General features: G+C 64.1%; 30 protein-coding genes. 10 read left to right on the forward strand and 20 right to left on the reverse strand.

Annotated elements, in window-relative coordinates:
- The first annotated feature begins 171 nt into the window (after positions 1–171).
- The 3 genes from JQ580_RS14945 to JQ580_RS14955 are packed head-to-tail and all read left to right on the forward strand — an operon-like array spanning position 172 to position 3,355.
- Positions 172–1,593 carry an ABC transporter substrate-binding protein gene (locus tag JQ580_RS14945; protein WP_212280833.1) on the forward strand — a complete coding sequence of 474 codons (1,422 nt, stop codon included), beginning with the start codon at positions 172–174 and terminating at the stop codon, positions 1,591–1,593.
- 35 nt (positions 1,594–1,628) lie between these two features.
- On the forward strand, positions 1,629–2,486 hold the full coding sequence (locus JQ580_RS14950) for an ABC transporter permease (protein ID WP_249134213.1): 858 nt from the start codon (positions 1,629–1,631) through the stop codon (positions 2,484–2,486).
- Complete coding sequence (locus JQ580_RS14955; RefSeq protein ID WP_212280835.1) at positions 2,483–3,355, forward strand: ABC transporter ATP-binding protein; 873 nt, start codon at positions 2,483–2,485, stop codon at positions 3,353–3,355. The genes JQ580_RS14950 and JQ580_RS14955 overlap by 4 nt, the downstream gene beginning before the upstream one ends.
- Positions 3,356–3,572: 217 nt before the next feature.
- Here the strand turns inward: JQ580_RS14955 and JQ580_RS14960 are convergent, their stop codons facing one another.
- The 7 genes from JQ580_RS14960 to JQ580_RS14990 form a co-directional block, all read right to left on the reverse strand.
- Positions 3,573–4,610 (reverse strand): tagatose 1,6-diphosphate aldolase, encoded by a 1,038-nt coding sequence (locus tag JQ580_RS14960; protein ID WP_212280836.1) that lies wholly within the window; start codon positions 4,608–4,610, stop codon positions 3,573–3,575.
- Complete coding sequence (locus JQ580_RS14965) at positions 4,607–5,566, reverse strand: sugar kinase (protein WP_212280837.1); 960 nt, start codon at positions 5,564–5,566, stop codon at positions 4,607–4,609. The genes JQ580_RS14960 and JQ580_RS14965 overlap by 4 nt, the downstream gene beginning before the upstream one ends.
- Positions 5,563–6,636, reverse strand: a complete 1,074-nt coding sequence (locus JQ580_RS14970; protein WP_212280838.1) for an ABC transporter ATP-binding protein — start codon at positions 6,634–6,636, stop codon at positions 5,563–5,565. The genes JQ580_RS14965 and JQ580_RS14970 overlap by 4 nt, the downstream gene beginning before the upstream one ends.
- Before the next feature lie 5 nt (positions 6,637–6,641).
- Complete coding sequence (locus JQ580_RS14975) at positions 6,642–7,646, reverse strand: zinc-dependent alcohol dehydrogenase family protein (protein WP_212280839.1); 1,005 nt, start codon at positions 7,644–7,646, stop codon at positions 6,642–6,644.
- Positions 7,647–7,653: 7 nt separating this feature from the next.
- The gene (locus tag JQ580_RS14980) at positions 7,654–8,481 is read right to left on the reverse strand and encodes a carbohydrate ABC transporter permease (RefSeq protein WP_212280840.1); all 828 of its coding nucleotides are present in this window, start codon (positions 8,479–8,481) and stop codon (positions 7,654–7,656) included.
- Positions 8,482–8,485: 4 nt separating this feature from the next.
- Positions 8,486–9,373, reverse strand: a complete 888-nt coding sequence (locus JQ580_RS14985; RefSeq protein ID WP_212280841.1) for a carbohydrate ABC transporter permease — start codon at positions 9,371–9,373, stop codon at positions 8,486–8,488.
- A gap of 61 nt (positions 9,374–9,434) precedes the next feature.
- The gene (locus JQ580_RS14990) at positions 9,435–10,736 is read right to left on the reverse strand and encodes an ABC transporter substrate-binding protein (protein ID WP_212280842.1); all 1,302 of its coding nucleotides are present in this window, start codon (positions 10,734–10,736) and stop codon (positions 9,435–9,437) included.
- A 167-nt stretch (positions 10,737–10,903) separates the two neighbouring features.
- Between JQ580_RS14990 and JQ580_RS14995 the strand changes: the two genes are divergently transcribed.
- Positions 10,904–11,944: a LacI family DNA-binding transcriptional regulator gene (locus tag JQ580_RS14995; RefSeq protein ID WP_212280843.1), complete on the forward strand. Its 1,041-nt coding sequence runs from the start codon at positions 10,904–10,906 to the stop codon at positions 11,942–11,944.
- Positions 11,945–11,953: 9 nt separating this feature from the next.
- Positions 11,954–12,688: an SDR family NAD(P)-dependent oxidoreductase gene (locus JQ580_RS15000; protein ID WP_212280844.1), complete on the forward strand. Its 735-nt coding sequence runs from the start codon at positions 11,954–11,956 to the stop codon at positions 12,686–12,688.
- 244 nt (positions 12,689–12,932) lie between these two features.
- Here JQ580_RS15000 and JQ580_RS15005 read toward each other — a convergent pair whose 3' ends face one another.
- From JQ580_RS15005 to JQ580_RS15060, 12 genes are all read right to left on the reverse strand, one after another.
- Positions 12,933–14,018, reverse strand: coding sequence for a YeeE/YedE family protein (locus JQ580_RS15005; RefSeq protein ID WP_212281189.1), 1,086 nt, complete (start codon positions 14,016–14,018; stop codon positions 12,933–12,935).
- Between the two features lie 97 nt (positions 14,019–14,115).
- Entirely contained in the window at positions 14,116–14,559 is a 444-nt protein-coding gene (locus JQ580_RS15010) for a DsrE family protein (protein WP_212280845.1), read from the reverse strand.
- Between the two features lie 10 nt (positions 14,560–14,569).
- A complete protein-coding gene (locus JQ580_RS15015) occupies positions 14,570–15,475 on the reverse strand; it encodes an alpha/beta hydrolase (protein ID WP_212280846.1) in 906 nt (301 codons plus the stop codon).
- Positions 15,476–15,489: 14 nt separating this feature from the next.
- Positions 15,490–15,924, reverse strand: coding sequence for a DsrE family protein (locus tag JQ580_RS15020; RefSeq protein WP_212281190.1), 435 nt, complete (start codon positions 15,922–15,924; stop codon positions 15,490–15,492).
- Between the two features lie 26 nt (positions 15,925–15,950).
- On the reverse strand, positions 15,951–16,658 hold the full coding sequence (locus JQ580_RS15025) for a c-type cytochrome (RefSeq protein WP_212280847.1): 708 nt from the start codon (positions 16,656–16,658) through the stop codon (positions 15,951–15,953).
- Positions 16,627–17,889 carry a sulfite dehydrogenase gene (soxC, locus tag JQ580_RS15030; RefSeq protein WP_212280848.1) on the reverse strand — a complete coding sequence of 421 codons (1,263 nt, stop codon included), beginning with the start codon at positions 17,887–17,889 and terminating at the stop codon, positions 16,627–16,629. The genes JQ580_RS15025 and soxC overlap by 32 nt, the downstream gene beginning before the upstream one ends.
- Positions 17,890–17,895: 6 nt before the next feature.
- The gene (soxB, locus tag JQ580_RS15035) at positions 17,896–19,587 is read right to left on the reverse strand and encodes a thiosulfohydrolase SoxB (protein ID WP_212280849.1); all 1,692 of its coding nucleotides are present in this window, start codon (positions 19,585–19,587) and stop codon (positions 17,896–17,898) included.
- A 27-nt stretch (positions 19,588–19,614) separates the two neighbouring features.
- Positions 19,615–20,436 carry a sulfur oxidation c-type cytochrome SoxA gene (gene soxA / locus JQ580_RS15040; protein WP_212280850.1) on the reverse strand — a complete coding sequence of 274 codons (822 nt, stop codon included), beginning with the start codon at positions 20,434–20,436 and terminating at the stop codon, positions 19,615–19,617.
- 28 nt (positions 20,437–20,464) lie between these two features.
- The gene (gene soxZ, locus JQ580_RS15045; protein WP_212280851.1) at positions 20,465–20,791 is read right to left on the reverse strand and encodes a thiosulfate oxidation carrier complex protein SoxZ; all 327 of its coding nucleotides are present in this window, start codon (positions 20,789–20,791) and stop codon (positions 20,465–20,467) included.
- A gap of 17 nt (positions 20,792–20,808) precedes the next feature.
- On the reverse strand, positions 20,809–21,261 hold the full coding sequence (gene soxY / locus JQ580_RS15050) for a thiosulfate oxidation carrier protein SoxY (protein WP_212280852.1): 453 nt from the start codon (positions 21,259–21,261) through the stop codon (positions 20,809–20,811).
- Between the two features lie 19 nt (positions 21,262–21,280).
- Positions 21,281–21,721, reverse strand: a complete 441-nt coding sequence (gene soxX, locus JQ580_RS15055; RefSeq protein ID WP_249134196.1) for a sulfur oxidation c-type cytochrome SoxX — start codon at positions 21,719–21,721, stop codon at positions 21,281–21,283.
- 143 nt (positions 21,722–21,864) lie between these two features.
- Positions 21,865–22,488: a SoxW family protein gene (locus tag JQ580_RS15060; RefSeq protein WP_212280854.1), complete on the reverse strand. Its 624-nt coding sequence runs from the start codon at positions 22,486–22,488 to the stop codon at positions 21,865–21,867.
- 41 nt (positions 22,489–22,529) lie between these two features.
- On the opposite strand from JQ580_RS15060, the gene JQ580_RS15065 reads away from it, so the two are divergent.
- Positions 22,530–23,246, forward strand: coding sequence for a hypothetical protein (locus JQ580_RS15065; RefSeq protein ID WP_212280855.1), 717 nt, complete (start codon positions 22,530–22,532; stop codon positions 23,244–23,246).
- A gap of 2 nt (positions 23,247–23,248) precedes the next feature.
- Here JQ580_RS15065 and JQ580_RS15070 read toward each other — a convergent pair whose 3' ends face one another.
- A complete protein-coding gene (locus JQ580_RS15070) occupies positions 23,249–23,980 on the reverse strand; it encodes a cytochrome c biogenesis CcdA family protein (RefSeq protein ID WP_212280856.1) in 732 nt (243 codons plus the stop codon).
- Positions 23,981–24,085: 105 nt separating this feature from the next.
- Here JQ580_RS15070 and JQ580_RS15075 point away from each other — a divergent pair, with 105 nt between their 5' ends.
- From JQ580_RS15075 to JQ580_RS15090, 4 genes are all read left to right on the forward strand, one after another.
- Positions 24,086–24,457, forward strand: a complete 372-nt coding sequence (locus JQ580_RS15075; RefSeq protein WP_212280857.1) for a thioredoxin domain-containing protein — start codon at positions 24,086–24,088, stop codon at positions 24,455–24,457.
- 37 nt (positions 24,458–24,494) lie between these two features.
- Positions 24,495–24,845 (forward strand): ArsR/SmtB family transcription factor, encoded by a 351-nt coding sequence (locus JQ580_RS15080; RefSeq protein ID WP_028137430.1) that lies wholly within the window; start codon positions 24,495–24,497, stop codon positions 24,843–24,845.
- Positions 24,846–24,918: 73 nt separating this feature from the next.
- Positions 24,919–25,998, forward strand: coding sequence for a YeeE/YedE family protein (locus JQ580_RS15085; protein WP_212280858.1), 1,080 nt, complete (start codon positions 24,919–24,921; stop codon positions 25,996–25,998).
- Between the two features lie 352 nt (positions 25,999–26,350).
- Positions 26,351–26,569 (forward strand): hypothetical protein, encoded by a 219-nt coding sequence (locus JQ580_RS15090; RefSeq protein WP_409363209.1) that lies wholly within the window; start codon positions 26,351–26,353, stop codon positions 26,567–26,569.
- The last annotated feature ends 272 nt before the right edge of the window (positions 26,570–26,841 follow it).

The raw sequence follows: 26,841 nt of genomic DNA on the forward strand, positions 1-26,841 counted from the left end.
GACCACGGCCCGTGCACAGGCAAGCGGCTTTATAGTGCAGGACTGCTCAAGGAGTATGCAATCAGCTTTTCCCGGCAACTAATCGACTGCAGCGGTCATTCCGGGTTTGCCCTGACCGGGCCCTCACCCAATCATGGCAACCACAGCACGTCCAACCGAATGAGGATGAGAATGGTCCGCCATCTTCCCACGCTCTCGATCGCGACGTCGGTGACGTCGCTGGCCCTTCTGGTCGCGCAGCCGGCCTCGGCGGAAACGGTCACGCTCGGCATCGGAACGCAGAACACCACAACCAACACGGTGACAGCCGGCGTCGTCATCCGCCAGTTGCACCTGCTCGAGAAATACCTGCCGAAGGACGGCAAATACAGCAACATCAAGTTCGAGCTGGAGTGGCAGAACTTTACGTCCGGTCCGCCCGTCACGAACGCGATGATGGCGAACAAGCTGCAGATCGGCATGATGGGCGACTATCCGCTGATCGTGAACGGCTTCACGTTCGAGAGCAATCCGGAAAGCAAGAGCCGGCTGATCGGCATCGCCGCCTACAGCCTGTCAGGCTCCGGCAACGGCATCGTCGTTCATAAGGACTCGCCCTATTACGATCTCGCCGATCTCAAGGGCAAACTCGTCAGCGTACCGTTCGGCTCCGCCGCGCACGGCATGGTGCTGAAGGCGATGCAGGACCGCGGCTACACCCCCGACTTCTTCCAGCTCGTCAGCCAGAGCCCGGAGGTTGGCTCGACCAATCTCCAGGAGAAGAAGATCGACGCACATGCCGACTTCGTTCCCTTCGCCGAGTTGCTGCCGTTCCGCGGTTTCGCACGGAAGATCTTTGACGGCGTCGAGACCAACGTCCCGACCTTTCACGGCATCGTGGTTCGCACCGATTTCGCCGAGAAATATCCGGAGGTCATCACTGCCTATCTGAAGGCGGTCATCGCCGCCAATCAATGGCTGCGCGACGATCCCAAGCTCGCTGCGGAAAAGATCCAGGAATGGACCGGCATCAGCAAGGAAGTCGTCTACATCTTCCTCGGGCCCAGCGGCAACATGACGACCGATCCCACGGTCAAGCCGGCGTTGATCGACGCCGCCGCCGCCGACGTCAAGGTTCTGCAAAATCTCGGCCGGATGAAGGAGTTCGATCCGAAGAAATGGGTCGACGACGGCTATATCCGCAAAGCCTATGCCGAGATGAAGCTCGATTACGACGCGCAGCTCGCGAGCACCCGGAATTACGAGATCTCCGGCGAAGACGCGTTCTGCAAGAAGCCGATCAGCGATCCGCGCAAGTCCGGCGAAGTCTGGGTGGATGGTTCCGGCATCATGCCGTTTGCGTCCGCGGCCTGCACCTTGGGTGCCTATGCCGACTTCAAGGCCAAGGGCAAGAAGATCAATGTCGCCTACGTCTTCGACACCACGCGCGGCATCAAGCTATTCGCCGACCAGGCCTTCTTCGCCGTCGGCGATGGCGAGGTCGCCCCGTTCCTGCTGAAAAAGGACGCCGAAGCCTATGCCACCAAGATCGGTGGCAAGGTGCTCGGCTTCGACGACGCGGTGAAGGCAGCAGTCAGCGGAGGCAAGACGTGAGCAGCTCCGCCATCCTCAGACAGTCCGAGGACAGCATGCCGACAGCAACCATTGCGGCGACGGGCCCGGAGCCCGTCGCCAGACCACCCTCCTTCGGAACGCTCGCGCTACGCTGGTACCGACTGAACCGCAGCGGCCTGCGCGCCATTGCAATCGGCGTCACCTCGCTGCTGGCGTTCCTCCTGGTCTGGCATCTGCTAACGACCTATCGCGTCGTGTTTTTCGTGCGCTTCACCAACGTGCCCTCGCCACTTGCGGTTTATGCCAGCTTCACCAAGGCGATCCACGACCCCAAATTCCTGCTGCATATCGTCTTGAGCTGTCGGCGCATCCTCATCGGCTTCTCGCTCGCAGCCATCATCGGCGTGCCGCTCGGCCTGATCATGGGCCGCTTCAAGCTGATCCACGAGATCATCTTCCCCGTCGCGGAAGTGCTACGGCCGATCCCGGCGATCGCCTGGGTGCCGATGGCGATCATGCTGTGGCCGACCAACGAGCAGAGCATCGTCTTCATCACCTTCCTCGGCTCGTTCTTCCCGATCCTGGTGAATACACTCCACGGCATGACGCTGGTCGATCCCGTGCTGGTGCGCGCGGCGCAGTGCCTCGGCGCGCGCGAGCGGTCGATCTTCCGCGAGGTGTATTTCCCGGCCTCGCTGCCGCACATCTTCACCGGCCTCACCGTCGGCATGGGCGTGGCCTGGGTGTCGCTGATCGCAGCCGAGATGATCTCGGGCCAGTACGGCATCGGCTATTTCACCTGGGAGGCCTATTCGCTGGTGCAGTATGCCGACATCGCGCTCGGCATGATCGCGATCGGCGTTCTCGGCCTGGGATCGAGCCTGCTGATCCGGGGCGCCGGACAATTGGTGATGCCGTGGAGAGCAAAATGAACGAGATTTCTACCAAGGCTCCGCAAGGACACGTCGAGGTCACGAACTTCTCCCTCAGCTATGACAGCATCGAGGGACCGGTCCAGGCCGTCACCGATACGCAGATCCACGTGAAGCCCGGCGAATTCGTCTCGATCGTCGGGCCCTCCGGCTGCGGAAAATCGACGCTGCTCAATGCGGTCGCGGGCTTCCTCAAACCGACCACAGGTATCGTCACCGTCGACGGCGAGCGCGTGAACGGACCCAGCGCCGAGCGCGGCATGGTGTTCCAGCAATATTCGCTGTTTCCCTGGAAGACGGTGCGGGAAAACGTCGAATTCGGGCTGAAGATGCGTGGCATGCCGCGCTCGCAGCGTGAGCGCGCCGCCCGGACGCTGCTCGGTCTGGCGGGTCTGGAGGCCTTCGAGAGGCATTATCCGGAAAAGCTCTCGGGCGGCATGAAACAGCGCGTCGGCATCGTCCGCGCGCTGGCGACGGGACCGAAGGTTCTGCTGCTGGATGAGCCGTTCGGCGCACTCGACGCCCAGACCCGCGTCATCATGCAGCAGATCCTCACCAATATGTGGCAGCGGCTGAAGATCTCGGTGCTGTTCGTCACCCACGACATCGATGAGGCGATCTTCCTGTCCGACCGCGTCTACTGCATGACCGCGCGTCCCGGCTCGATCAAGGCTGAGGTTCCGATTCCGTTGGAACGGCCGCGCCAGCAGTCGATGATGATGTCCTCGGAATTCCTGGCGCTGCGCCGCGGGCTGATGTCCCTGATCCGCGAGGAGAGCCTCAAGGCAATGGGCGGCGAGATCAGCGACCTCGGCATGCGAGGATTGGACATCGAACTGCAAGGCAAGTCCTTGGCTGAAGTGCTGTAGCCGAGAACTCCCGAAGGCGCATTGGCTAGGCGCGATACTCCGCGCCCGTGCCGGAAAGTTGGACCAAGCTTCGACCGGTCGCGCGAACGAAGGACGGCGGGACGGTTGAGCGTCCCGCCGAACACGCCACCGGCGTTCCCGGTGGTACGATCGAACGGATGGTGACGCCGCCAGTCATGTTGCAGAGCCTGCGAGACGACGCGGAGCCGCCACCATCTCAGTAAGCGCGCGCGAAGTCACCTTCCTGCTTAATATCGCTGAAGACAGGGTAGCGCGGTCGCCATGCCGTACCCTTGGCCTTGGTCAACTCGCTGAGCCGGTCCAGAACGTTGAGGCCGTCCTTGCGCAGGCTGGCAGACACCGCGGCGCGATCCGGGAAATTCTTCAACACGGCATCGAGCCAGATGGTGCGGCCTGCGAGGAAGCCGCTCGCGCCCGCCGCGTAGGAATAGTCAAGCACGCGCTCGAATTTCTCCGGCGCGGCGCCGCCCGAGAGCAGCACCCAGGGGATGTTGCGACCGCGGCAGATATCGCCGATCGCATCGAACTCCTTCTGCGCGGCCTTGGCCTCCGCGCTGCCGTCACGGGCCGGCAGACTGTTGGCCGCCAGCGGGCTCTCCAGCTTAAGCAGGTCGACGTTATATTCGGGCTTCGCAAACTCACGCACGCTGTCGATGACGAGGCCGGGGAGCTTGCCCGGCGATTCCACGTAATCTGCGGTGTGGTTGGCGCTGCCGAGGAATGGATAGACCAGCAGTTCGAGCACGTAGGGAATGTCGTGACGGGCGCAGTCCTCGCCGATCTCGCGCACGAATTTCTTCTGGTGATCGTTCACCGCAGCATCGGCGTCCGGCCGGTACCAGGCCAGCACCTTGACGGCGTCGCCACCCATGGCGCGGATCTTCTCCACGCTCCAGTTGGTGATCGCGCGCGACTTGCGGCCGCCCGCGGTTTCCTCGACGCGGTGTTCTTCCAGCGTCATGATCAGGCCGCAGCGCGGCGGCAGCAGATCGATCGCAGCGGGCACGGCGAAGTTGGGGTCGAACAGCATCGAGCTGCAATGCGGCGAAAGGTTTTCGACGAGGAGGCGCTTCGCCGCCGTGACGTCGGAATATTCGACCTGCTCCCGCGTGATGCCCTTTGCCTTGGCGATGGCATCGAACAAAGGCGGCCGCTGGTCCAGCGCGACCATGCGAAAGTGGCCATCCACGTCTGCAAGCCGTGCCAGGCCGCGGTTCTTTCCAATCGTTCTCATGGCTTCGTCCTCATGAATACAACACACTCGTTGATATCGGGGATTCCATTGCGGCCGCCGGCGTGGCGGCATTTCATGGCGGCCGCGGCCGCCGAAAACGCCATGGTGGCGCGCACGTCGAGACCGGCGCCGATCGCCAGCGCATAGGCACCGTGGAAGACGTCGCCCGCGCCTGTGGTGTCGACGACGTCGACGGCATAGGCGGCCTGCCGGTGCAACTCGCCGCTCTCGTACCAGCTCACGCCACCCTCGCCGCGCGTGACGGCGATGACGCGGCAGCCGAACCGCGCAAGGGCTGAGAGCGATTTATCGTCCGCCGAGCCGGCAAAGGCGGCAAGTGCAGGTTCGGAAAAGATCGCGTGGTCGGTCAGCGGCAGCAACCGCTCGAACACGTCAGGCTCCGCCATGTCACCGTCGAGCACCGTCGGGATGCCACGGGCGCGCGCTTCGCGGAACAACGTCGCGGCGCCCTCGACCCAGCGGGGATCGGCGAGCACGGACGATGCGCGCGAGACAGCCTCGAGCGGGAGCCAGTCGGCTTCTTCTGGATATAGACCACGAAAATTCACGATCTGCCGCTCGCCGGAGCTGTCGACGATGACCCCGGAGACGGATGAGCGGCCATCGGCAAACAGCCGGAAATTCTCGACGTCGACGCCTTCCGCGGTGAAGGCCGACTTCATCTCGTGACCTGCGGCGTCGTTCCCTGCCCGCCCCCAGAACGCGACGGACGCACCGAGCCTTGCCACCGCCACGCTGGCATTGGCGGCCATGCCGCCGCCGAGGGTGCCGTATTCGATGGCCTTGATCTTTTCGCTTCCACCCGCGAACGGCCGATCGACTCGCCAGACCTGATCGAGTGCGGACAACCCGAGACAGATCACGTGCACGGGCTTCGTCCTGGTCGCGACGTCCGCCAGCGCCGACAGATCCCCGATGTTGACCGATGCGCTCACTGCACGACCTGTCCGTTGGCGGCATCGAACAGATGAGTCTTGCCGGATTGCGGTCGCAGAATGATGCGATCGCCGACCTTTGGCCGTAGCGCCGGATCGACCCGCGCGATGGCGGAGCCGCCGGCGAGATCGAAATGGATCAGCGTGTCCGAGCCGAGCGGCTCGACCAGCCTGATGTTGACGGCGATTCCCTCGGCCGCATCGGCGGTGACGGCGAAATGCTCCGGACGAACGCCGAGCACGGCGCTGCCGGCCTGGCGCAGGCGGCCCGCGGTCTCGCCATCCAGCGGCACCGCCGTCCCGCCTTGCGAGAGGATCGCTCCCTCCCCGCGCCATTCGACCGGAAAGAAATTCATGGCCGGCGAGCCGATGAAGCCGGCCACGAACTGGTTGGCCGGCCGCTCGTACACCGCTTCCGGCGTGTCATATTGCTGGATCGTGCCGCTTTGAAGCACCACGATGCGGTCAGCCATGGTCATGGCCTCGATCTGGTCATGGGTCACGAAGACCATGGTGGTCTTGAGCTCCTGCGACAGTGCCTTGATCTCGGCGCGCACCTGCCCGCGCAGCTTGGCGTCAAGATTCGAGAGCGGCTCATCGAACAGGAAGGCTTTGGGATTGCGCACGATCGCACGTCCCATGGCGACACGCTGGCGCTGTCCTCCGGAAAGCTCCTTCGGCTTGCGGTCGAGATACGGCTCGATGTGCAGCAGCGCCGCCGCGTGCCTCACCCGCGCGTCGATCTCCGCCTTCGGGATCCCACGCAGTTCCAGCGCGAAGGACATGTTGTCGTAAACCCGCATATGCGGATAGAGCGCATAGTCCTGGAAGACCATCGCGATGTCGCGTTGCGCCGCCTGCACGGCGTTGACGCGCGTGTCGCCGATGTAGAGGTCTCCTGAGGAAATCGGCTCGAGACCCGCGATGATCCGGAGCAAGGTCGACTTGCCGCAACCGGACGGGCCGACGAAAACCACGAATTCATGGTCCGCGATCTCCAGATTGAGATCGGGGATCACGGTGAAATTGCCGTAGCGCTTGGTGAGATTACGGATCGAAATCGAGGCCATGATCGTCAATCCAGCGCCAGCACGGGCTTGATCAGTTCGCCCTTGGCGAAGCGGGCAAAATTCTCGGGCAGCGCCGGGAGGCCGAACTCGCCATCGACGAGGACGCGATATTCGTCCTTGTATTTGCGCAGCAGCTCAACATTCGGCTCGAAATCCGAAACCGGGAAATAGAAGGTCCGGATCATGTAAAAGTCCTTGCGACGGAAGACCTTGCCTTCCTCGATGGTCCAGGGCGCGGCGTTCTCGCCGACCAGCACCAGCGCCCCGCGCGGCAGGACAAGCTCGATGCCGAGGTTGCGGGCCGCATGCGCGCCCGAGCATTCCATGATGAGGGCGAAGCGTTTCGAGGTATCGCCAACTGGATGTGCTTTTGCACCGAAAGACTGGGCGATTTTCAATCGCGACGCGTTGGGATCGGCGACATAGATGTCGTCATAGCCGAGCGCGCGAAGCGCCAGCACGACGCCGAGACCGACAGGCCCCGCCCCCATCACGAGGACCGCACCCGTCTCCTCCGGCGGCACTACGCGACTGACGAACCGCACGGCGTGGCCGGAGGTGCCGATGGTGTCGAGCAGGAGCGGCGCAAGGCTGTCCTCGATGTCATCTGGCACCGGCAACAGACAGTTTTCCGGCACCGGGACGTACTCCGCATAGCCGCCCGGCCTGTTCCAGCCGATCAGGCTCGAGACCTCCAGGCACATCTGGGTGTCGCCGCGCGTGCAGGCGGCGCAGTGGCCGCAATGCAGGGGGATGTAGACCGCGCAACGGCGGCCATGCAGCCGGTGACCCGGCTGCTCGACGACACCAAAGATCTCATGCCCGGCGGTGAACTCGGCGCCCTTGTGCCAGAGCTTGAAATCGGAGCCGCACAACGCGGTGCGCGAGACACGGACCAGCACCTCTCCGATACCGACATCGGGCATCGCCACGCGCTCGATGGTGATGCGGTCGTTGCCGTGGAAGACCGCGGCCTGCATGATTGAGTTCGGACGGGGGGACACGTTCATCAGATACCTAGCCTTTCACCGCACCGAGCGTCAGCCCGGACACCAGCCAGCGCTGAACCAGGGCGGCCAGCACCAACGGCGGCAACGCGATCAGCGTCGCGGCCGCCATGAGGGCGCCCCATTGCGTCGAGCCCTCGCCGATGAAGTTGAAGGCGGCCGCGATCAGCGTCTTGGTGTCACCATTGGAGAGCACCAGCGCGAACAGGAAGTAATTCCACGAAAACACGAAGGCGAGGATCGCCGAAACGGCGATGCCCGACGCCACCAGCGGCATCGCGATGCGCCAGAGGATGCGCGTGACGCTGCATCCATCCACCTGTGCAGCCTCGAACACGCTGCGTGGAATGGCATCGAACGACGGTAGCAGCACCCAGATCACGATCGGCAGCGTGATGACGGCATGGCTGAGGATCAGCGCGGTGTAGGATCCGATCATGCCGATTTGCCGGAACATCACGTACCACGGCAGCAGGAAGAGCGTGCCCGGCGCCATGCGCGCCGCGAGTGTCAGGATCGCCGGCCACGTGATGCGCGTCCAGGACACGGCGAAGGCGGCGGGAATTCCGAACAACAGCCCGAGCGCGGTCGAGCCGACGGTGACAATCAGGCTGTTGAGCGCATAGCTCAGAAACGGCGTCGTCCTTGTCAACTCCGCGTAGTTTTCCAGCGTCGGCGAGAACACCAATGTGGGCGGGTAGGCAGTGACCTCGAAGGACGGCTTGAACGAGGACAGCACCATCCAGACCGTCGGCGCCATGATGATCATGCCGGCCAGCACGAGTTGCACCGTGTTGAGCCAGCGGATCCAGCGGTCGGTGTTGGCGGCATCGTTCATGACATCACCACGCCACTGCGCCGCGCAGCCGATTGAAGGCGAGCACCGCGCCGAACACGATCGCGGTCAGCGTCAGCATCAACGCGCTGGCATAGCCGATGTTGAAGAATTCGAATCCGACCCGGAAGCCGTAGATGTTGAGCGTATTCGAGGCGTTGCCGGGACCGCCCTGCGTCGTGATGTAGATGATGTCGAAGAAGCGCAGCAGATCGACGCTGCGCAGGATGGCTGCAGTGACGATGGTCGGCAGCAGCAGCGGCAGCGTGATGCGCTGGAACGTCTTCAACGGAGACGCGCCATCGATCTGCGCGGCCTCATAGACACTCGGCGGCAGCGATTGCAATCCGCCCAGCACGATCAAGGCGACATAGGGCGTCCATTGCCAGCTGTCGATCAGCGCCACGGTCGGAATCACCCACGTCGGCGAAGCCAGCCAGTCCGAGGGCGGCAGGCCCAACGACTGCAGGATATAGTTGGCGGCACCCAGCGACGGATCGAGGATAACCAGCCACATCATGCCTGCCACCACGGGCGGCATCATGAAGGGCGAGATGAACAGCGAGCGCAAGATGCCCGGCAGGCGCTTGGCATTGAACAGCACCAGCGCGAGCCAGACACCGAAGACGAGTTGCAGCACCAGCGACAGCACGAACAGCGCAATGGTGATCCACAAACCGTGCCAGAATTCGTAATCGGAGATCAGCTTCGAATAATTGGCGAGGCCCGCGAAGGATTGCTTGCCGGTCGAGGAGAACGTCTGAAAGCCGAGCCAGATCGTATAAACGACCGGAAACGCGATCATCGCGACCGTGAAGAACACGGCCGGCGCCGAGAGCGCCGCCATCTCCAGCTTCTGCCGGTCCTGCGTGAGTGGCGCAGCCGTATCAGACATGTGTTCCTGTCCTCGATCGAGTGAGGTGCCGGCCGGCAGCAAGCCAGCCGGCACCGGGCGGTCAGTTCAGCGCGATCAGCGCGTCCAGCGCCTTGTCGGCATCCGCGCAGGCCTGGTCGATCGGCTTTTGCTTGAGGATCAGATCCTGCACCGCCTGCCCGATGAATTCGCGCGACTGCGGATTGGCGACGATGGGATAGCCGACCTCGGACGAGCCCTTGGTGGCGAGCACGTCGAGCGCAGCCTGCCATTCCTTGCGGACCGGCTCTTCGTCGATCCACTTGCGATATTCGGGATCGTTCGCGACGGACGGGCGCGGCGGCGCGATACCCTGAAGCGCCATCTTCTTCTGCACCTCCGGGCTTGTCGCCCACTGCACGAAATACCAGGCGGCATCCGGCTGCTTGCTGTGCGAGGACACCGCCATGCCCCAGCCGATCGTGGTCGGCACCTGGCCGGCTTCACCCGCCGGGAACGGCAACAGGCCTGTGTCCTTGAGGCGCGCACCGCCGTCCATAACGGTCCGCAGCTCATTGGAGGATTCGAACGCCATCGCGGCACGGCCGCTGCGATAGAGCGCGGAAATCTGCTGGAAGCTGTAGTTGACGACGCCGGGCGGGCCGAAGTCGCGCAGCAGACGGCTATAGGTGTCGAGCGCCTCCTTACCCTTGGCCGAGCAGAGATTCGACTTGCCGTTGGCGATGTAGGTGCCGCCGATGTTGTGCAGCATGTTGCTGAACGTGTAGGCGACCGCGGGCTTGAGGCCGCGCGAGACGAACGGCGTCACCGAGCTGTCGCAGGTCTTGATCTTCTCGGCCGCAGCCTCGACGTCCTTGATCGTCTTCGGCGCATCGAGGCCGCACTTCTTGAAGATATCGGTGCGGTAATAAAAGATCGGGCCCTCGAGATTCATCGGCATGCTGGTCAACTTGCCGCCGAAAGTCGCCGCCTTCAGCAGCGCCTGGCTCAGGCCGGCAGAATCGTAATCCTTGGCGACGTCGTTCTTGGCCATTGCGGTGAGATCGGCATACCAGCCGGCGGCGGCAAATTGCTCGCCCTCGCGCGACGGCAGCGTCATGTAGACATCAACCTCGTCGCTGTTTGCATTCATCACCGTCACCAGACGCTGGCGCATCTGCTGCTCCTGGTAACCGTCGACCTTGAGAGTCATGCCGGTCAACTTCTCGAAATCGGCCTTGTAGGTCAGCAGCGCCTGCGAGACCGGATTGTTGTTGGCAAGAAAGGTGACGGTCTTGCCCTTGAATTTCATCCAGTCGAAGTCCGCCGCGTGTGCCTGCGCGCTGACGGCGGCAATCGCAAAAACGGGCAACGCCACGCGCGTCGCGAGCATCTTGACCTTCATCGAACTCTCCTCCCGCTGGCACCTTGTGCTATCGGCGCCTTATGAAAACGGTTACATCCTAAGCGTCACCGCACCCCTGTCAAGTGATAGACTTTCTGATGTTTCTGCGGCAATATCATAGATATTTGCCAAACCGCAGGCCTGAGACGGGATTGTAACGTTACATCATGAACGAGCCGTCCGCCAAGTTGACGAAGCAGGGCATCCGCGCCGTCGCGGCGCGGGCCGGTGTGTCGACAGCGTCGGTCTCTCGTTCACTCAACAATCCCGAGGCGGTGAGCCCTTCCCTGCGCGCGCGCATTGCGCAGGCTATCGACGCCGTTGGTTACATCCCGCACGCGCCGGCCCGCATTCTGTCATCGCGGCGGTCGCGTACGCTGGGCGCTATCGTGCCGACGATCGACAACACGATGTTCGCGCGCGGCATCGCTTCGCTGCAGAAATACCTCTCGTCGGTTGGCTACATGCTGTTCCTCACCACGAGCGGATACGATCTCGACGTCGAACTGCAACAGGCCCGCAACCTGATCGGCCGCGGCGTCGATGGCCTCGTGCTGCGGGGCGACTGCCACCACGAAGGCTTGCGCAAGCTACTTGCGGACAATGCGGTGCCTTTCATCAATGTCGGGATCTATCAGCCCGACCGTCCCTACCCCTGCGTCGGCACGAACAACGAAGCAGCCGCCCATCGGGCGGCCGCGCATGTCATCGAGCTCGGCCATCGCAAGATCGGAATCGTGTCCGCGCTCCAGCGCAACAACGACCGCGCCGGCGCCCGCGTCGCCGGCTTTCGCCGCGCGCTCGCAGAGAGCGGCCTCGAGCTGCCTCCGGAATGGCATGTCGAGGTGCCCTATACCCTCGACGACGCGCGCGAGGCGGCCCGGCATCTTCTCAACCTCAGGGACCGACCGACGGCAGTGGTCTGCGGCAACGACGTCATCGCCTATGGCGTCCTGCTGGAAGCGGAGCGCAGCGGCTTTTCGGTGCCGCGAGATCTCTCGGTCGTCGGCTTCGACGACCTCGACTGGAGCCGCCATTTGCGACCGAGCCTGACCACGATCCACGTCCCAACCGACGAGACGTGGCAGCGTGCCGGAGAATATCTGGTGCGCAGCCTCGCTGGCGAGCAGACCATCATGCATCGCGAGGTCGATTTCTCGCTGGTGGTCCGGGAATCGACGGCTCCGCCTCCCGCAATCCTGAAGTGAGATCGTCCGATGAGTGACAGCTTTTCTCTCACCCCCGGCTTTCATGCCGTCGTGGTCGGCGGTGCCGGCGACATCGGCGCCGCGATCAGCAACCAATTCTGCGATCTCGGGGCGACGGTGACCGCAACGGGCGTCAATGATTCCGATCTCGAACGCTCCCTGCTCAAGCCGCGCGCTGGGCTTGCGCTCACGACGCTCGATGTCACGAGCGATGAAGCCGTCGCGTCCCTCGCCGGGCGCCACCAACGCGTCGATGCGCTGATCAACTGCGCCGGCATCCTGGCGCGGGACAAGGAATTCGAGATCGAGACCTTCATAAAAGTACTCGACGTCAATCTCACGGGCACGTTCCGGACCTGCATGGCGTTCCGCTCGCAGCTGGCTAAGATGAACGGCTCAATCGTCAACATCGCCTCGATGAATGCGACCCTGGCACTGCCGCGGATCCCGGCCTATTGCGCCAGCAAAGGCGGCGTCGTGATGTTGACCAAGGCGCTCGCCCTGGCGTGGGCCGAAGACGGCATCCGCGTCAACGCCGTTGCGCCGGGTTATGTCGAAACCGCGATCAATGCCGCCGGCCGCGCCGACCGCGCCCATTACCAGCGTATCGCCGACCGCACCGCATTCAAGCGCTGGGGACAGCCCGAGGACATCGCCGGTGCCGTGGCCTTCCTCTGCATGCCAGCCTCGCAATACGCCACCGGAACGGTGGTTGCGGTCGATGGCGGATTTCTGGCGGGGTAGTAGCGGCGGCGCGGCCGCGCCGATTGAGCTCAGCGGAAGTTTCCCTTGCACCGGCGCACAGCCGGCGTTGCCGATAAAGGCGATCGCGAACGCAGACAGCCTGATCCGTGTCGTGTCCTTGGTGGCAGCCAGATTGAGACAGCACAACGGCAGCACCGATCAGGTCGCTCGGCGCGCCGACCACCGGCCTACAGAGAGACCGGAAAATCACCCTCAAGAAGTAGAATTCAGCAAAGCGACAAGTTTAGCCACTCCTTGCCGGCAAGCTCGTCGGCTGCTGCGGCATGCCGGCGCGATCGACGAGCAGATCCGTGAGCCCCGCCCCCAGCCACATGCCGCCGAGCACGAGCCAGGCGGTGAGTGCAAAGACCGAGGCACCGGTCACGCCGGCGCCGACCGCGCAACCGCCGGCGAGCATCGCGCCGAATCCCATCAGCACCGCGCCGAACAGGTAGCGCCGCATGCCGAGCCCATCCGAAAATCCCTCGAGCTTCAGTTCGTGCGCCCGCGCAGCGGCGAGGAACGAGCCGAGAAACACGCCGGGGACGATGCCGAGATCGAATCCGAGCCGGAGCTGCGCGCTGTTGAGCACCAGCATCAGCAACTCGGCCGACGGTCCGCTGAAGGTGAGGCTCTTCAACGTCACCGGCGCGAACGAAGCTTGCGACAGCTGGTAGGTGAACAGCCAGCCGGCGACGACGGCTGTTCCGGCCGCGAGCGCGGCAAGGATCAGCCGGCGCGGCAGCCGGCTGCGAAAGGCAAAGGACAGCCCCGCAATCAGCCACACCGCTCCGAAGGCAAGCTTCTCGGACGTGCCGGCACCGAACATCGCCATGATGTCGCGCGACGGGCCGCCATCGACCAGCCACAGATTGGTTACCCATTCGCGCGCGGGCGACAGCAGGCCGCGATAGGAGGCCTGCGCGGTCACCGCGAACACCAGCCCCGACAATAATGCTCGCAGATTGCCATTGGCCGAGAGCACCAGCAGCCGGCTGGCGCAGCCGCGCGCCAGGATCATCCCGCAACCGAACATGATGCCGCCGAGCAGCGCGCCGGAGATGCTGCCCTGCTGCGCGAGCTGACGCGCCTCCGATACGTCGAGCCAGCCGAGCGCGACCAAGCCTTGCGTGCCCACCAGCGCCGCAGCAAAGGCCAGGAGCCAGACCGCAAGGCGCGGCCCGCCCTCGCCGCGGGAGAATTCGACCGCCGCGGCACGGAGACAGAAGCGGCTGCGCTGGGCGAAGAACCCGAACAGGCCTCCAACCAGAAGGCCGCCGAGCCAAGACAGCCGGTCCTCACCCAAGAGATCAATGATCGGCGTCAGCACGTCCGCCTCGGCTGTTCCTGCGAGCATGCAATTCTAGCGATCGGGCCATCGCGTCCCATGAGCCAGATCAAAGCTCGACACCGCAGGATGCCGGGCCTCATGGCCGCAGATAGGCATATCCCTGCTGCTGCAACTCGGCGAGCCGCACCACGCCGCCCTTCTCGGCCACCACAAAGCCGGGCGTGAGGTCGTCCAGCTTGACGCCCTGCGCCTTCATCGTGTTGGCGCAGGCGTCGAAACCAACGCCGGCGTCGACGAGCTTCGTCATCATCGCAACGGTGTGATCCTGTGCCGCGAGCGCGTGGAAGGCGCGCAGCGCCGGCCCGTGCACCACCAGCCTGATATCGGCCTTCCCAGGTCCGCCGACGCCGTCGACATGGTTTTGCAGATTGCCCAGAACGAAGACGACACGATCGGCATCGGCGAGATGATAGACGACGCGCTGTCGTGCGGACGCGTCCGTCGCCGCGGACGCCTGGCGCACTGCGAAGGCACCAAATAGTCCGGCAAGGCCCACGCGAAGCATGGATCGACGCTGCATCGTCCCCCTCCTATCGTGTCTGCTTGATGAATTCGGCGATGCGGTCGGCGACGTCTTCCGCGAACAGGTCGCGAAAGAAATGATCGGCATCCTCGATCGTGTCGAGCTGCACCCTGCCCCCGCTCGAACCGGCAAGCGAGGTGAAGGAGGCCGCCACGTCGGGCACGACGGTATCCTTGGTCGCGGCGAGCACCAGCACCGGCAGCTTAACGCGTGCCACGAGCGCGGCCGTATCCTGGCCGGGGTCGGCGCCGTAGAACGACGCAAGGGCCCGCGCGGTGACAACGGCATTGCGACAATAGATGAAGCCGGGGACGTCCATCCACTCCCCGCCGTGACCCGCCGCAACCGATTTCGTCGCCAGCTCCAGAAACGGTTCGAGCGGCTTGCCGTAGGTCGCGGCGTAGGAGGCGCGCAGATCGGCCTCGGCTTTTGCGGTCACCGGCGCCAGCAGCACCGCACCCGCCACCGGCGGGGCTTCGCCGACTGCGAGATACCGCGCGACCTGGTTGCCGCCGCGCGAATGGCCGAACGCGAAGACAAGCCGGGACAGGCCCTTCGCCCGCGCCACCCAGGCGCCGATCTCGGCAACGGCGTCCCCGACGACATAGTCATGCCGCGCGGCGCAATCATACATGCCCTTGCGGCGATCGAGCCCGAGCGACAGCGTATGAGCGAGCGAAGCGATGCCGCGCTGATCCAGCGCGTTGGCAACGCCCTGGATGACCTCCATGTCCTTGTGCGCGAGCGTGCCATGGGTCATCACGACGAGCGGCGTGTCCGGTGTCATCGTGGCGGGCGTGCGCAGCGTTGCGAGTGTGGTGCGGCCGTCGATCGACAGCTCGAGCTCCTGCTCGGCCGCATATCCGGTCCCTGCGAACGCAAGCAAGATGGCCAGTCCCAGCAACCATCGCATCGTCGGCTCTCTCCCTATGGCCGGACCATCGTCCAGTTCTTCTCCGCCAAATCCATCAGCGCGGCAACCCCGACCTGTGTCACGCTGACGCCCTCGATCAGCGCCGGCCGCCTATCTTCCTTCGCCGCGAGCGTCTCCAGCGTATTGCCGCAGGCGATGAAGCTCATATTGGGCATCGATTTCAGGAAATTCACCAGCCGCTCCTTCACCGGCGAGCGGTCGGCCGGCAGCATGTCGACGCCGCCGTTGAAGGCAACGACCACGATTTCGACGTCCTCGCCTTGCCCGGAATAATGCCGCGAGACGTTGGCGGCGACATCGAGAACGGCACGCATCTTGACAGGGTCGTCGTCGCTGATCTGCAACGCGAGCCGATGAGGTTCCGCCGCCCGGGCCAAAGCCGGATGGAAGCTGACGAAAAGGCCGGCCGCGAGAGCCGCATGCAGCAGCGCGCGGCGGCTCGCCCGGCCGTCTCTCACTCCACGCCCCGCGACTTCTTCTCTTTGCCGTCCTCGGGCGTCACGTCGATGGCGGCCGCGCGCCCGGTGATCTTCACCGGAGCGATGCAGTCCTTCATGCAGGGGTCCTTTTGCCAGAACGACTTCTCGCTGGTGGCACGGTCGTCCATCACGAAGCCCTGCTCGTTCGGCATCTTGATCGCGGCAAGGGTCTTTTTATTCAGCTCGAAGTTCTGGTCGGTGACGACGTCGTTCAGATACAGGACGTAAGCGACGAGCGCGTAATATTCATCGACCGACAACGAACCCGTGTTGCCATAGGGCATGGCGTGCCTGACGTAGTCGAACACGGTGGACGCGTAAGGCCAGTACGAGCCCACGGTCTTGACCGGATTGTCCGAGGTCAGCGAGCCCTTGCCGCCGGCCAGCACCGGCCAGCGGCCGTTGCCCTCGCCGAACTCACCATGGCAGGACGAGCAATTGTCCATAAACAGTTTTTCGCCCTGCGCGACCGTGCCCTTGCCTTCCGGCAGACCCTGGCCGTCGGGACGCACGTCGATGTCCCAGCCGCGGATCTCGTCCGCGGTCGGCGCGCGGCCGATGTGATAGCGGGGTCCGCCCTTCGCGTCACCCTTCTGCTGCGAAAACGCCGGCGCGCTCAGCGCGCAGGCCGTCAGCACGACGGCGATGAGTTTAAGCGACTTCGACATTCTCGACCTCACCATTGGCCTGCACGTGCCAGGTCTGGATGCCGTTGTTGTGATAGATGGAATTGACGCCGCGGATCTTGCGCAGCTCCGCCTTGCTCGGCTGCACGTAGCCGGTTTCGTCCTGCACGCGTGATTGCAGCAACAGCGGCTCGCCGTTCCAGTCGAACTCGTAGTAGAAGCGCGTCAGCGCCTTGTCGAGGACAGGCCCGTCGAGCCGTGCCGGCCACCAATTGCGACCGCCGTCCAGCGAGACGTCCACGCGCTTGACCTTGCCGTTGCCGCTCCAGGCAAGACCCGAGACGATGGTGAAGCCTTTGCCGTGACGGATTGGCGCCTGCGGGCTCGGGCTCGTGATCACGGACTTGGCGTCCATCGACCAGGTGAAGCGCCGCGCCTTGCCGTTCGGCATGAGGTCCGTGTACTTCGACGTCTCCTCACGGGTATGCCAGGGCTGGTCGCCGACCTTGATGCGGCGCAGCCACTTGACCCAGAGATTGCCCTGCCAGCCGGGCACCACGAGCCGCATCGGATAGCCCTGCTCGGGATAGAGCGCTTCGCCATTCATCTTGTAGGCGATGATGCAGTCGTCGAGCGCCTTCTCGATCGGCAGGCTGCGATCCATCGCGGCCGCATCGGCGCCTTCGACCAGCAGCCACTTGCCGTTGGTCTTGACGCCGGCCTCTTCCAGCAAGGTGCGCAGCGAGACGCCGGTATACTGCACGCAGTGGATCATGCCGTGAGTGAACTGGCAGCCATTGAGCTGGGCGCCGCGCCATTCCATGCCGGAATTCGCAGCGCATTCCATGAAGTGGATGCGATTGACGCGTGGATAACGCTTCAGTTCTTCCAGCGTGAGGATGAGCGGACGTTCGACCAGCCCGTGGATCATCAGGCGGTGATCGGCCGGATCGACCTCGGCGATGCCGCCGTGATGGCGCTCGAAGCAGAGGCCGTTCGGAGTGATGATGCCTTCGAGTTCGTGCAATGGCGTGAAGCTCACCGAGGATTCGCGCGAGGCGGTCAGCCATTCGACGTCGCGCCGCACGACATCCTTCTCGAATTTCGACGGCTTGCCATAGGGGCGGACGGCGACGCCCTCGCCGAGCGACTTCGTCCACTCGGGCACGTTGGGCGGCTGGTTGGCGGGATTTCCGCCGGCCGTTGCCGGTCTTGCCAGCATCGCGGCCGCGACGCCGGCGCCAGCGGTCAGGAAGCTGCGACGGGATTGGCTGTCTGTCTTCGACATCGCTTCTTACGCTCCGGTAACTTTGACGGCCCTGTTGGGCTCGAGCCGAACGGTCTTCTCTCGCGTCAGGTAGTTCGCGACGACGTCCCAGATCGGCGGCCCTTCGGTGCCTTCGTTGACGCTGGCCCAGCCGGCAACCTGGTATTCCCTGCCGGGATCGATCGGCATGCCGGTCTTGAGAACCTGCATGTCGGAGATGCGCTGCCCCTGCGGCTTGGTGACGTCGATCGCGTAAGACAGTCCGCCGATCCGCACCATGTCGCCACCCTGCTGGTAGTAGGGATCGATGTTGAAGAGATTGTCGGCGACGTCCTCGATGATCTCCTTCAGACGCGCGCCCGTCATGCCCATGCGGTAGACCGCAGGATAGGTGATCGCGGTCGCGTTTGTGACATCCTCGAAGGTGATGTCTTGCCCCGGCAGCACGCTGGTGCCCCAGCGGAAGCCTGGCGACAGCGCGATCTCGGCGTCACGCTCCTGCATCAGCGCCTGGCAGATCAGGTCATCAAACGTGCCGTTAAAATTGCCGCGCCGATAGAGCAGCGAATCGGTTTTGCCCAGCACCTTGGTGAGGTCGGACACGAAGGGCTTGCGCACCTCGGCGATCTTCGCCGCCATCTCGGCGTCCGCACTGATCACATCTGAGAACAGCGGAATCAGCTTGTAGCGAAACGCCTTGACCTCGCCGTCGCGGACGTCGAGATCAAGTCGCGAGACGAACTTGCCTGAGGACCCAGATGCGATCAGCAGGGTCTTGCCGACCTTCACTGCCTCGGGCAGCGCGTCATGGGTATGTCCGGTCAGAATGACGTCGATGCCCTTGACGCGGCTTGCGAGCTTGCGATCGACGTCGAAGCCATTGTGGGACAGCAACACGACCAGTTGCGCACCGCCCTTACGCGCCTTGTCGACCTGGGCCTGGACGTCCTCTTCGCGCACCCCGAACGACCAGTTCGGGATCATCCAGCGCGGATTGGCGACTGGCGTATAGGGAAAGGCCTGGCCGAGCACCGCAATCTTGACGCCGCCGCGCTCGATCATGGTGGAGGCGTCGAAGGCCGCCTCGTTCCACTCGGTGTCGCGGATGTTGAGGCCGAGGAAGGGAAAGCCGAGCCCGTCGATCGCCTGCTTGACGCGCTCGGTGCCATAGGTGAACTCCCAATGGCCCGTCATGGCATCGGGCTTGAGCAGGGCCATGCAGTCGATCATGTCCTGTCCGCGGGTCTTCAGCGAGGACCAAGAGCCCTGCCAGGTGTCGCCGCCGTCGAGCAGTGCGACCTTGTCGCCGCGCTCGGCGCGGATCGCCTTGATCGCGGTCGCGGCCCGGTCGAGACCGCCGATACGGCCGTAGCTCTTGGCAAGCGCCTCGAAATCTTCCGAGGTCAGCGCATAGGCCGCGGACGAGCCGGGCGCGATGCCGAAACGGGCGAGAAATTCCTTGCCGGTGACGTGCGGCGGAAGGCCCTTGGCCTCGCCGACGCCGAGATTGGTCGAGGGCTCACGGAAATAGAGCGGCATCAGCTGGCCGTGGATATCGGTCACGTGCACCAGCGTGACGTTGCCGAGTGGCTCGAACGCCAACAATTCCTTCTCGGTCAGGCGCTGCTGGGCGACGGCCCGGGTCAAGCCGGGGCCGACACCGGTCGAGAGTGCCGCCGTTGCCGCCGCAACCTGAATGAACTCTCGCCGAGAGATCATGCGCAATGCTCCTGCAAATTCATCGTTTCAGTTGCGCACCGACGGCGTCTCGACGGGCAAGCCGATGCCGCGCCAGGCGACATAAAGCTCGAGCGCAAGGAACTCGTCCGAGAGCGGCTTGAACGGCTCGGCGCGCACGTCGAACATGCAGCCTTCGAACCGCTCATGCAGCGGCACCAGGCGCTGGTCGCGCAGCCGATAGGTCGGGAAGCCGTTGGTCTGGCCCTGACTCAGGAAGTCCGCGCGCATGAACTTGCCGTTGTTGCGTTCGTGGCACGACGCGCAGGCGAGATCGAGCTGTCCATAGCGCGTATAGTAGGTCTGCTTGCCGCGCTCGAACCACGGCGACATCGGCCCGTCGGTCTTCACCGCCACCGGCATGCCGTGCGACTGATATCGCACGAAAGTGGTCATGTCGGTCAGCTCCCTGGATTTGAATTTCCAGGGCTCCGCCTTCATGTGCTCGCTGCGGCAGATGTTGATGCGCTGCTCGAGATTGACCGGCTTCGCGAGCTTGTCGTCCCATTTCGGCATCGCCGCGCCGACGCCCTTCATGCTGGTCTCGGCCTCGCCGTGGCAGCTCATGCAGGACTTGCCTTCGCTTCCCTCGACCTTCTTCCAGGCATCCGCCGCGCGCTCCACCGCGAGGAAGCCCGGGTTCTCCAGGTCGTCGTCCTGAAGGGCCCGCGTTTCCTTGCTGCGGAACTGGTACCCGGAGATGATGGTCTTGAAGACGTGGCCGGGAGGCGCCGGGATGCCCTTGCGTTCGGGCTCCTCCGCGGATGCACACGTCGCCACCGATGCCGCCGCGGCGATCGCGACAGCTAGTCTTATATAGCGCGACAGCATCCACCCTCTCCCTCGAAGCGCTGTGGCATTACGCCTTGAGCGCGATCTTCTCTTCGGCCGTGATCACCGAGCCGTCGTCGTCGGTCCAGGCGAACTTGAACGTCCCGGCTTCGTCGATCCTGGCGTCGAATTGGATGTAGGGGTTGGCCGAGATCGCGGGCTCCAGCACGCAGCTGAAGACTGGCTTGCCGTTGAACTCGCAGGTGAACTTGTTGATGATCTTGCGCGGTATCGGCTTGCCCTGCGCGTCCTTGCGCTGGCCCGACTCCATGACATGCGAGACCAGGGTCTTGATCTGGATGATTTCGCCCTTGGTCGCTTCCTTGGGAAGCTTGAGGCGCGGTTTCTCTGCCATCGTCCGTCTCCTTGAGCTTAGCCGCCGCAGCCGCCGATTGTGACCTTGACGGTCTTTTGCTCCGTGAACAGCGACCCGTCGCTCATCTTCGCGACCGCAACCACGTTCTGCGTGGTGGCGAGCCGGATCCGGATCGATGCTTCGGCCTTGCCCGAGAGCGGCGTGAACATCAGCGTCGCGACACCGGCGTTCGGATTGCCGTCCGCGAGGATCATGACTTCCTTGACATAGGAGTCTGCGGTCATCGGGCTTTCGACCGTGAGCGACAGAGGCACCGTGTTGCCGTTTTCCGCGATCTCGGGCAGGTCGAGCGAGATCTTGCCCTTGACGGCTTGCTTGCCGCCGGTGAACTTCTCGATCCACTTCGCCGCGTCGCCCGTCACTTCGGCATCGGCCGCCATGGGCATCAGGGTCAGCATGACGAAGCCGCCCCCCAGCGCAAATGCCTGCCGTCGATTAATGGCTTTCATTGCTTAATCCTCCTCGCCGTCAGTTCAGCGTCTTGAGATAGGCGACCACGTCCTCGACCTGCGCGGCCGTCAGAATTGACTTGCCGACGAACTCCGGGCGCACCCGGCTCAAGCCGTCGTTCTTGAAGAACGCCGGCATGACAGTGTCGGTGAAGATGCGCTTGGGATCGGCGACAATGAGTCGGAGCTGCGCCTCGGTGTAGCGACCGGCGACGCCGTCGAGCGACGGACCGAACTCGCCGTGAAATTCCTCGGTCTTCAGGCTGGTGACCTGGTGGCAGGCCAGGCAATTGCCGAGCGTGCGCGTCAGGAACACCTTCTTCCCGGCGACGGCATCGCCCGGCGCGCCGGTCAGGGATTTCGGCAAGGAATCGTCGACGACATCGAGCCTGATCGGCTCCTTGACGGCCTCTTGCGCGAGGGCGCTTCCGGCCGCCAGACAAAGTGCAAATGCAGCCATGAGCGAGCGCCGCATGTTCCCTACCCTTGTTGCGGGGTGACGCCCGCTTTCGATCATGACGGACTCACAGTCCATCAAATTCATTTATCATGATATGTTCATGTGATCGACGACGTCAAGTGAAATTCGAAAGACGCGTCCGGTCAGCCGTTCGCGGCCAGAAAATCCCGGAACGAGCCGCGCTCATACGCGCGCTCCCGCACGAAACGAAACATCGCCAGGAAGTGCGGCGGCTTGAGATAGCCCGGGGCGCGGATCACTTCGCGCGCCATCGCATCCTTTGCGTCGAGACCATCAGGAGATGGAGGAAAGAACTGAAAGGTCGGCGTAAACCGGATCCCGTATTTCTGGGCGAGCTCTTTCTCCGATAGTTCCTGGCGATCGAAGTCCGTCACCTTGCGCGAACCGATCAGATTGAGCTGCAATACCTCGAAATTGTCGCGGATATAGCTTGCGATGCCGGCATCAGCGAAGTTAACCAGATGCGTCTCGCGGCAATAGGGGCAGCCGCGCAGCTCCCACATGATCGCGAGGCGCTTGCCTGCGGCGGCCGCGCTCTCGAGGTCCTCGCGCAGATCGAGGAAACTCTGCAGAAACCAAGGCTCGTGATAAAGCCCGTCTTCTCCGACCGTCGGCTCGGCGGCCGCCGCGCGATTGCCGGCCAAAGCCACGCTTGCCGCGATCGCCAGGAGGCCGCGGCGTGTCAGCCCCGGAAGCGATGTCGGGATTTCGTGCATCGGAAGATCTTGCGCGTTGCTCATTTTCATTATGATATTCGAATACACGAATGTGACAAGGATATCCGATCTTGCGCTGCACCATCGCGCTGCTGGTATGGCTGGCCTCGACCGCGCTCGCGCGCGGCGCCGAGGCCGATCGACCTGCGCATATCGCATCGGCGATGGCGCCGATCATGGCCAATCTGCGCACGGCCGCGAGCTATGCGCGCACCGGAAATATCGCGCTGGCACAGATCGAGACCGACGAAGCGGTGGTCAGGTGGAAACAGCTTGCTCCCAACGAGTCCGGTGCCCTGCCCGCCGAGCAGGCGGAATGGCCGGGATTTCTCGACCGGGGTCAACAACGCCTGACCGCGGCGACCGGCGCGCTGGAGCGAGGCGACACTGTCGCCGCCGGCCGCGAGTTGCTCGCGCTTCGGCAGGCTGTTCACGTGCTCAGACGTCACAATGGGCTCTACGATCTCGGCGATTGCATCTTCGAGATCGCGCCCGCCATGGAAGCGCTGCGTGTCGCGGCCGTCAGATACGGCGAACAACCGGCGCCGGCGAACGCCGAGGAAACCGTTTCCGCCGCAGGCGCGTTTCGCGATCGACTCGTGCGCTGTAACGAATGGGCAAATAGCGAGATCGCCGCCCAGGGCGAATTCCGCCGCCTGATCGATGGTGCGATCGCCAGCAGCAGCGAGATCGCTCATGCCGCGATGGCGGGCGACGGCCCCCTGGTGCATCGTTACCTGATCGAGCTGCAGTCCTTCGCCCAGTTGCTCGACTTTCGCTACGGCTAGCCTCAGCCGATACTGGTCAGTCCAGGAAAATGCTCGAGCAGCCATTCCGAGACCGCGGGCATCAATCCGGTCAGGAACATCAGGCCGGTCGCGACCAGGAAAACGCCCATCGTCTTCTCGATCAGGCCAAGATGCCGTCGGACGCGACCGAGCGCGGCGATGAAGCGGCCGGTGAAGGCCGCCGCGATCAGGAAGGGAATGCCGGTCCCCACCGAATAGGCCAGCAGCAGCAGCGCCCCTCGCCCGGTCGTGTCCTCCGAGCCCGCCATGAGCAGAACGGCAGCGAGGATCGGCCCCGCGCAGGGCGTCCAGCCGAACGCAAAGGCCAAGCCCATGACGAAAGCCCCTGCCACGCCGGCCGGTCGGTTGTCGACCTGCACGGTCGCGCTGCGATAGAGCAGCGGGATCCTGAGCAGCCCCAGAAAATGCAGGCCCATCACGATGATCAGCCCGCCGGCGACGATGCCGAGCGTCGACAGATGCGCGGAGATGAAGCGTCCCGCGATCGACGCGGTCGAGCCGAGCGCGACGAACACCAGCGAAAAGCCCGCCACGAAGGCCAGAGCGGAGATCAGGATCCGCGGCCGCAGCTCCGGCCGGTCGCCGGACAGATCCGTGACCGACACACCGGCCATGTAGCACAGGAAGGGCGGCACCAGAGGCAGGATGCAGGGCGACAGAAACGACAACAGGCCGGCGACAAAGGCCGCACCCAGCGTGACATCCAAGGTCATTTCCGCCCCATCCCTAGCACATATACGAATTTAATGATATAAGGCGTCAATGACGTTCGGAAAGCAAGTCCGTCTATCAAGCCCGGAAAGGCCCTGTTACGCAGCATGACCAGAATCGCCGTTTTGCTCGCGCTCGCCGTCGGGCTCGCGCTGCCCGCGACGGCATCGCGTGCCGCCGAGCTCGTCATGTTCGAGCGCCCCGGCTGCGCCTGGTGCGCTCGCTTCAACGCCGAGATCGCGCCGATCTACAGCAAGACCGACGAAAGCCAGGCTGCACCGCTGCGCCGGGTCGACCTGAACAGCCCCCGTCCCGCCGACCTCGCCGGAATCGATCCTGGTCCCTTCACGCCGACCTTCGTCGTGGTACAAGAGGGCCGTGAGATCGGGCGCATCCGCGGCTATCCCGGGGATGTCTTCTTCTTCGGCCTGTTGGACCGAATCCTGTCAAATGCGGGATCGGAACCCAAGGGGTCGTGACCGTTCTTGCGGAGTTTGCTGAGAGGAACTTGACGCGATGCCGTTGCCGAAGCTGAAGGAGATCGAGGGCTCCGCCGAACTCGAGCAGATGATCGAGAAGGCGCGCGAGGCCAGCGACATGCTCAAGGCGCTGTCGCACGAGTCCCGATTGCTGCTGCTCTGCATCCTTGCCGAGGGCGAGAAATCCGTGACCGAGCTCGAGCAGTTCCTGGGCGAGCGACAATCGACCGTCTCGCAGCAGCTCGCGCGGCTGCGACTCGATCGGCTGGTGACGACCCGCCGCGACGGCAAGACGATCTACTACAGTCTCGCGAGCGAGGACGTCCGCAAGATTCTCACCGCCGTATACGACGTGTTCTGCGAGCCGGTACGCCGGCGCCGCCGGTAGTTCTCCGCGCTGGCTTTTCGCGCCCCACCGGCGCAGACTACCCGCGGACAGAAACAAAAAAGAAGCGGGAGGAATGCTCAGTCCTTCGACCATGGCGTTTGCATGCGGGCTTGCGGCCGGTGCCGTGCTCGGCGTTGCCGGCCGCGCGGGACGTTTCTGCACGCTGGCGATGCTCGAGGACGCCTTCTTCGGGTCGGATTTTCGCCGACTGAAATCCTTTGCCCTGGCCGCTTCGGTCGCTCTGCTCGCGACCCAGGCGCTCGCCGTGTTCGGCATCGTCGACCTGTCGCGGTCGATCTACCTGACGGCATCGATCGGCCTTGGCGGCGCGATCATCGGCGGGCTGATGTTCGGCGTCGGCATGGCTCTGGTCGGCACTTGCGGATTCGGCACGCTGGTACGCGTCGGCGGCGGCGATCTCCGTGCCATCGTGGTCTTTCTCGTGCTCGGCCTGTCGGCGCTCGCGACGATGCGCGGCATCACCGGCATGCTGCGCCTGACACTGATCGAACCGTTGTCGTTGCGGCTGCCCGAGGGAAGCAACCAGACCTTGACCTCGCTGCTCGGCGCAGGCAGCGCGATGCGCGCAATCCTTGTCGTGGCAATTGCAGCCGCGCTCGCCGTCTGGGCCCTGGCCGATGGCAGACTGATCCGGTCGCCGCGGCTGCTCGCCTCCGGCCTGGCCGTCGGCGCCGCGATCGCGTTCGGCTGGTTTGCGACCGGATGGCTTGCCGACGACGAGTTCGATCCCGCGCGGGTCTCCTCGCTCACCTTCGTGGCGCCGCTTGGCGACGCCATTCTCTACATCGCCACCTTCTCCGGTGCGCGGCTCAATTTTGGCATCGGCTCCGTTGCCGGCGTTATCGCAGGCTCATTTGCCGCCGCGATGCTCGCGCGCGGCTTCCGCTGGGAGGCATGCGACGACGCACGCGAGTTGAAGCGCCACATGACCGGCGCGCTGCTGATGGGCATCGGCGGCATCATGTCGTTGGGCTGCACCATTGGTCAGGGCCTGAGCGCGTTTTCGACGCTCGCGATTTCGGCACCCGTCACGATGGCCGCCATCACCTGCGGCGCGCGCCTCGGGCTCGAGTTCACGATGACCGGCGAGTGGCTGCCGGCAGTCCGCAGACTGTTCGGGGCCTCGACCTGACGAATTCGCCTTGATAGGCCGAGCTGACCTCTCCCGCCAATACAAAATCTGAAAAACAACCCCATGCACAGTAGCCAAGTGGTTGGCGGCACTATGCTTTTTCGAATGGAAAAACTGACCCAACGGACCCGCTTCGGAACAGATGTTTGACCCGTCAGGCAAAACACCGACGTTCGGCCGCAGAAGGGTGAGCCAGGACGAACCCGCCTGTCTCAACTCCCTTGATCTTGATCAACGATCCGACCGCCCGTTCTGAACCGATCAGATCCGTAACCGCAAACGAATGGAGCTCGTCATGACGTCTGGTATGCTGGGAAAACTATTGGTTGTGGCCATTGTGGCCGGTGTCGCAATGTCTGTCTCGTTCGGCTGGTCATCCAACGAGACGCCATCGCTGTCCTTCAGCCAAGCGGACGCGCGGGTCGGGCGTCCGCTGACGCCCGTATCCGTCGCCGGCGTGGCACGCCGGACCACCAGGCGCGCGGTCGTCGGGACCGCAGCCGTCGGCGCAGCGGCCGCAGGCAGGGCCTGCGTACGCGTGCTGGTCAACGGAACCTACGTCTGCCGCTAACCGCCCTTTGAAATGGCACGAGGAAGCTGACCGCTACGGATGAATAGCATTCGCGGCGGTCCGACCTCGCGCCGCTCAAGACGGCGCCCGCACCGTCGGCGCGTACGTCACGCCGTCAGGCAGAAAGCTGACAAGCCAGCGTATGACCTCTTCTCCAGCTTCGGACAGTGGGGCGCAGGCTCGCGTCTGAGAACGCGGCGCGTACCAGCCGAATGCCCTGGCCCTGGGCGCCGAGGCGGCCCGGCGACAGGCCATCGTCGCACCGCGACCCG

Source organism: Bradyrhizobium sp. SZCCT0148 (assembly GCF_018129985.1).
Classification (GTDB): Bacteria; Pseudomonadota; Alphaproteobacteria; order Rhizobiales; family Xanthobacteraceae; genus Bradyrhizobium; species Bradyrhizobium japonicum_H.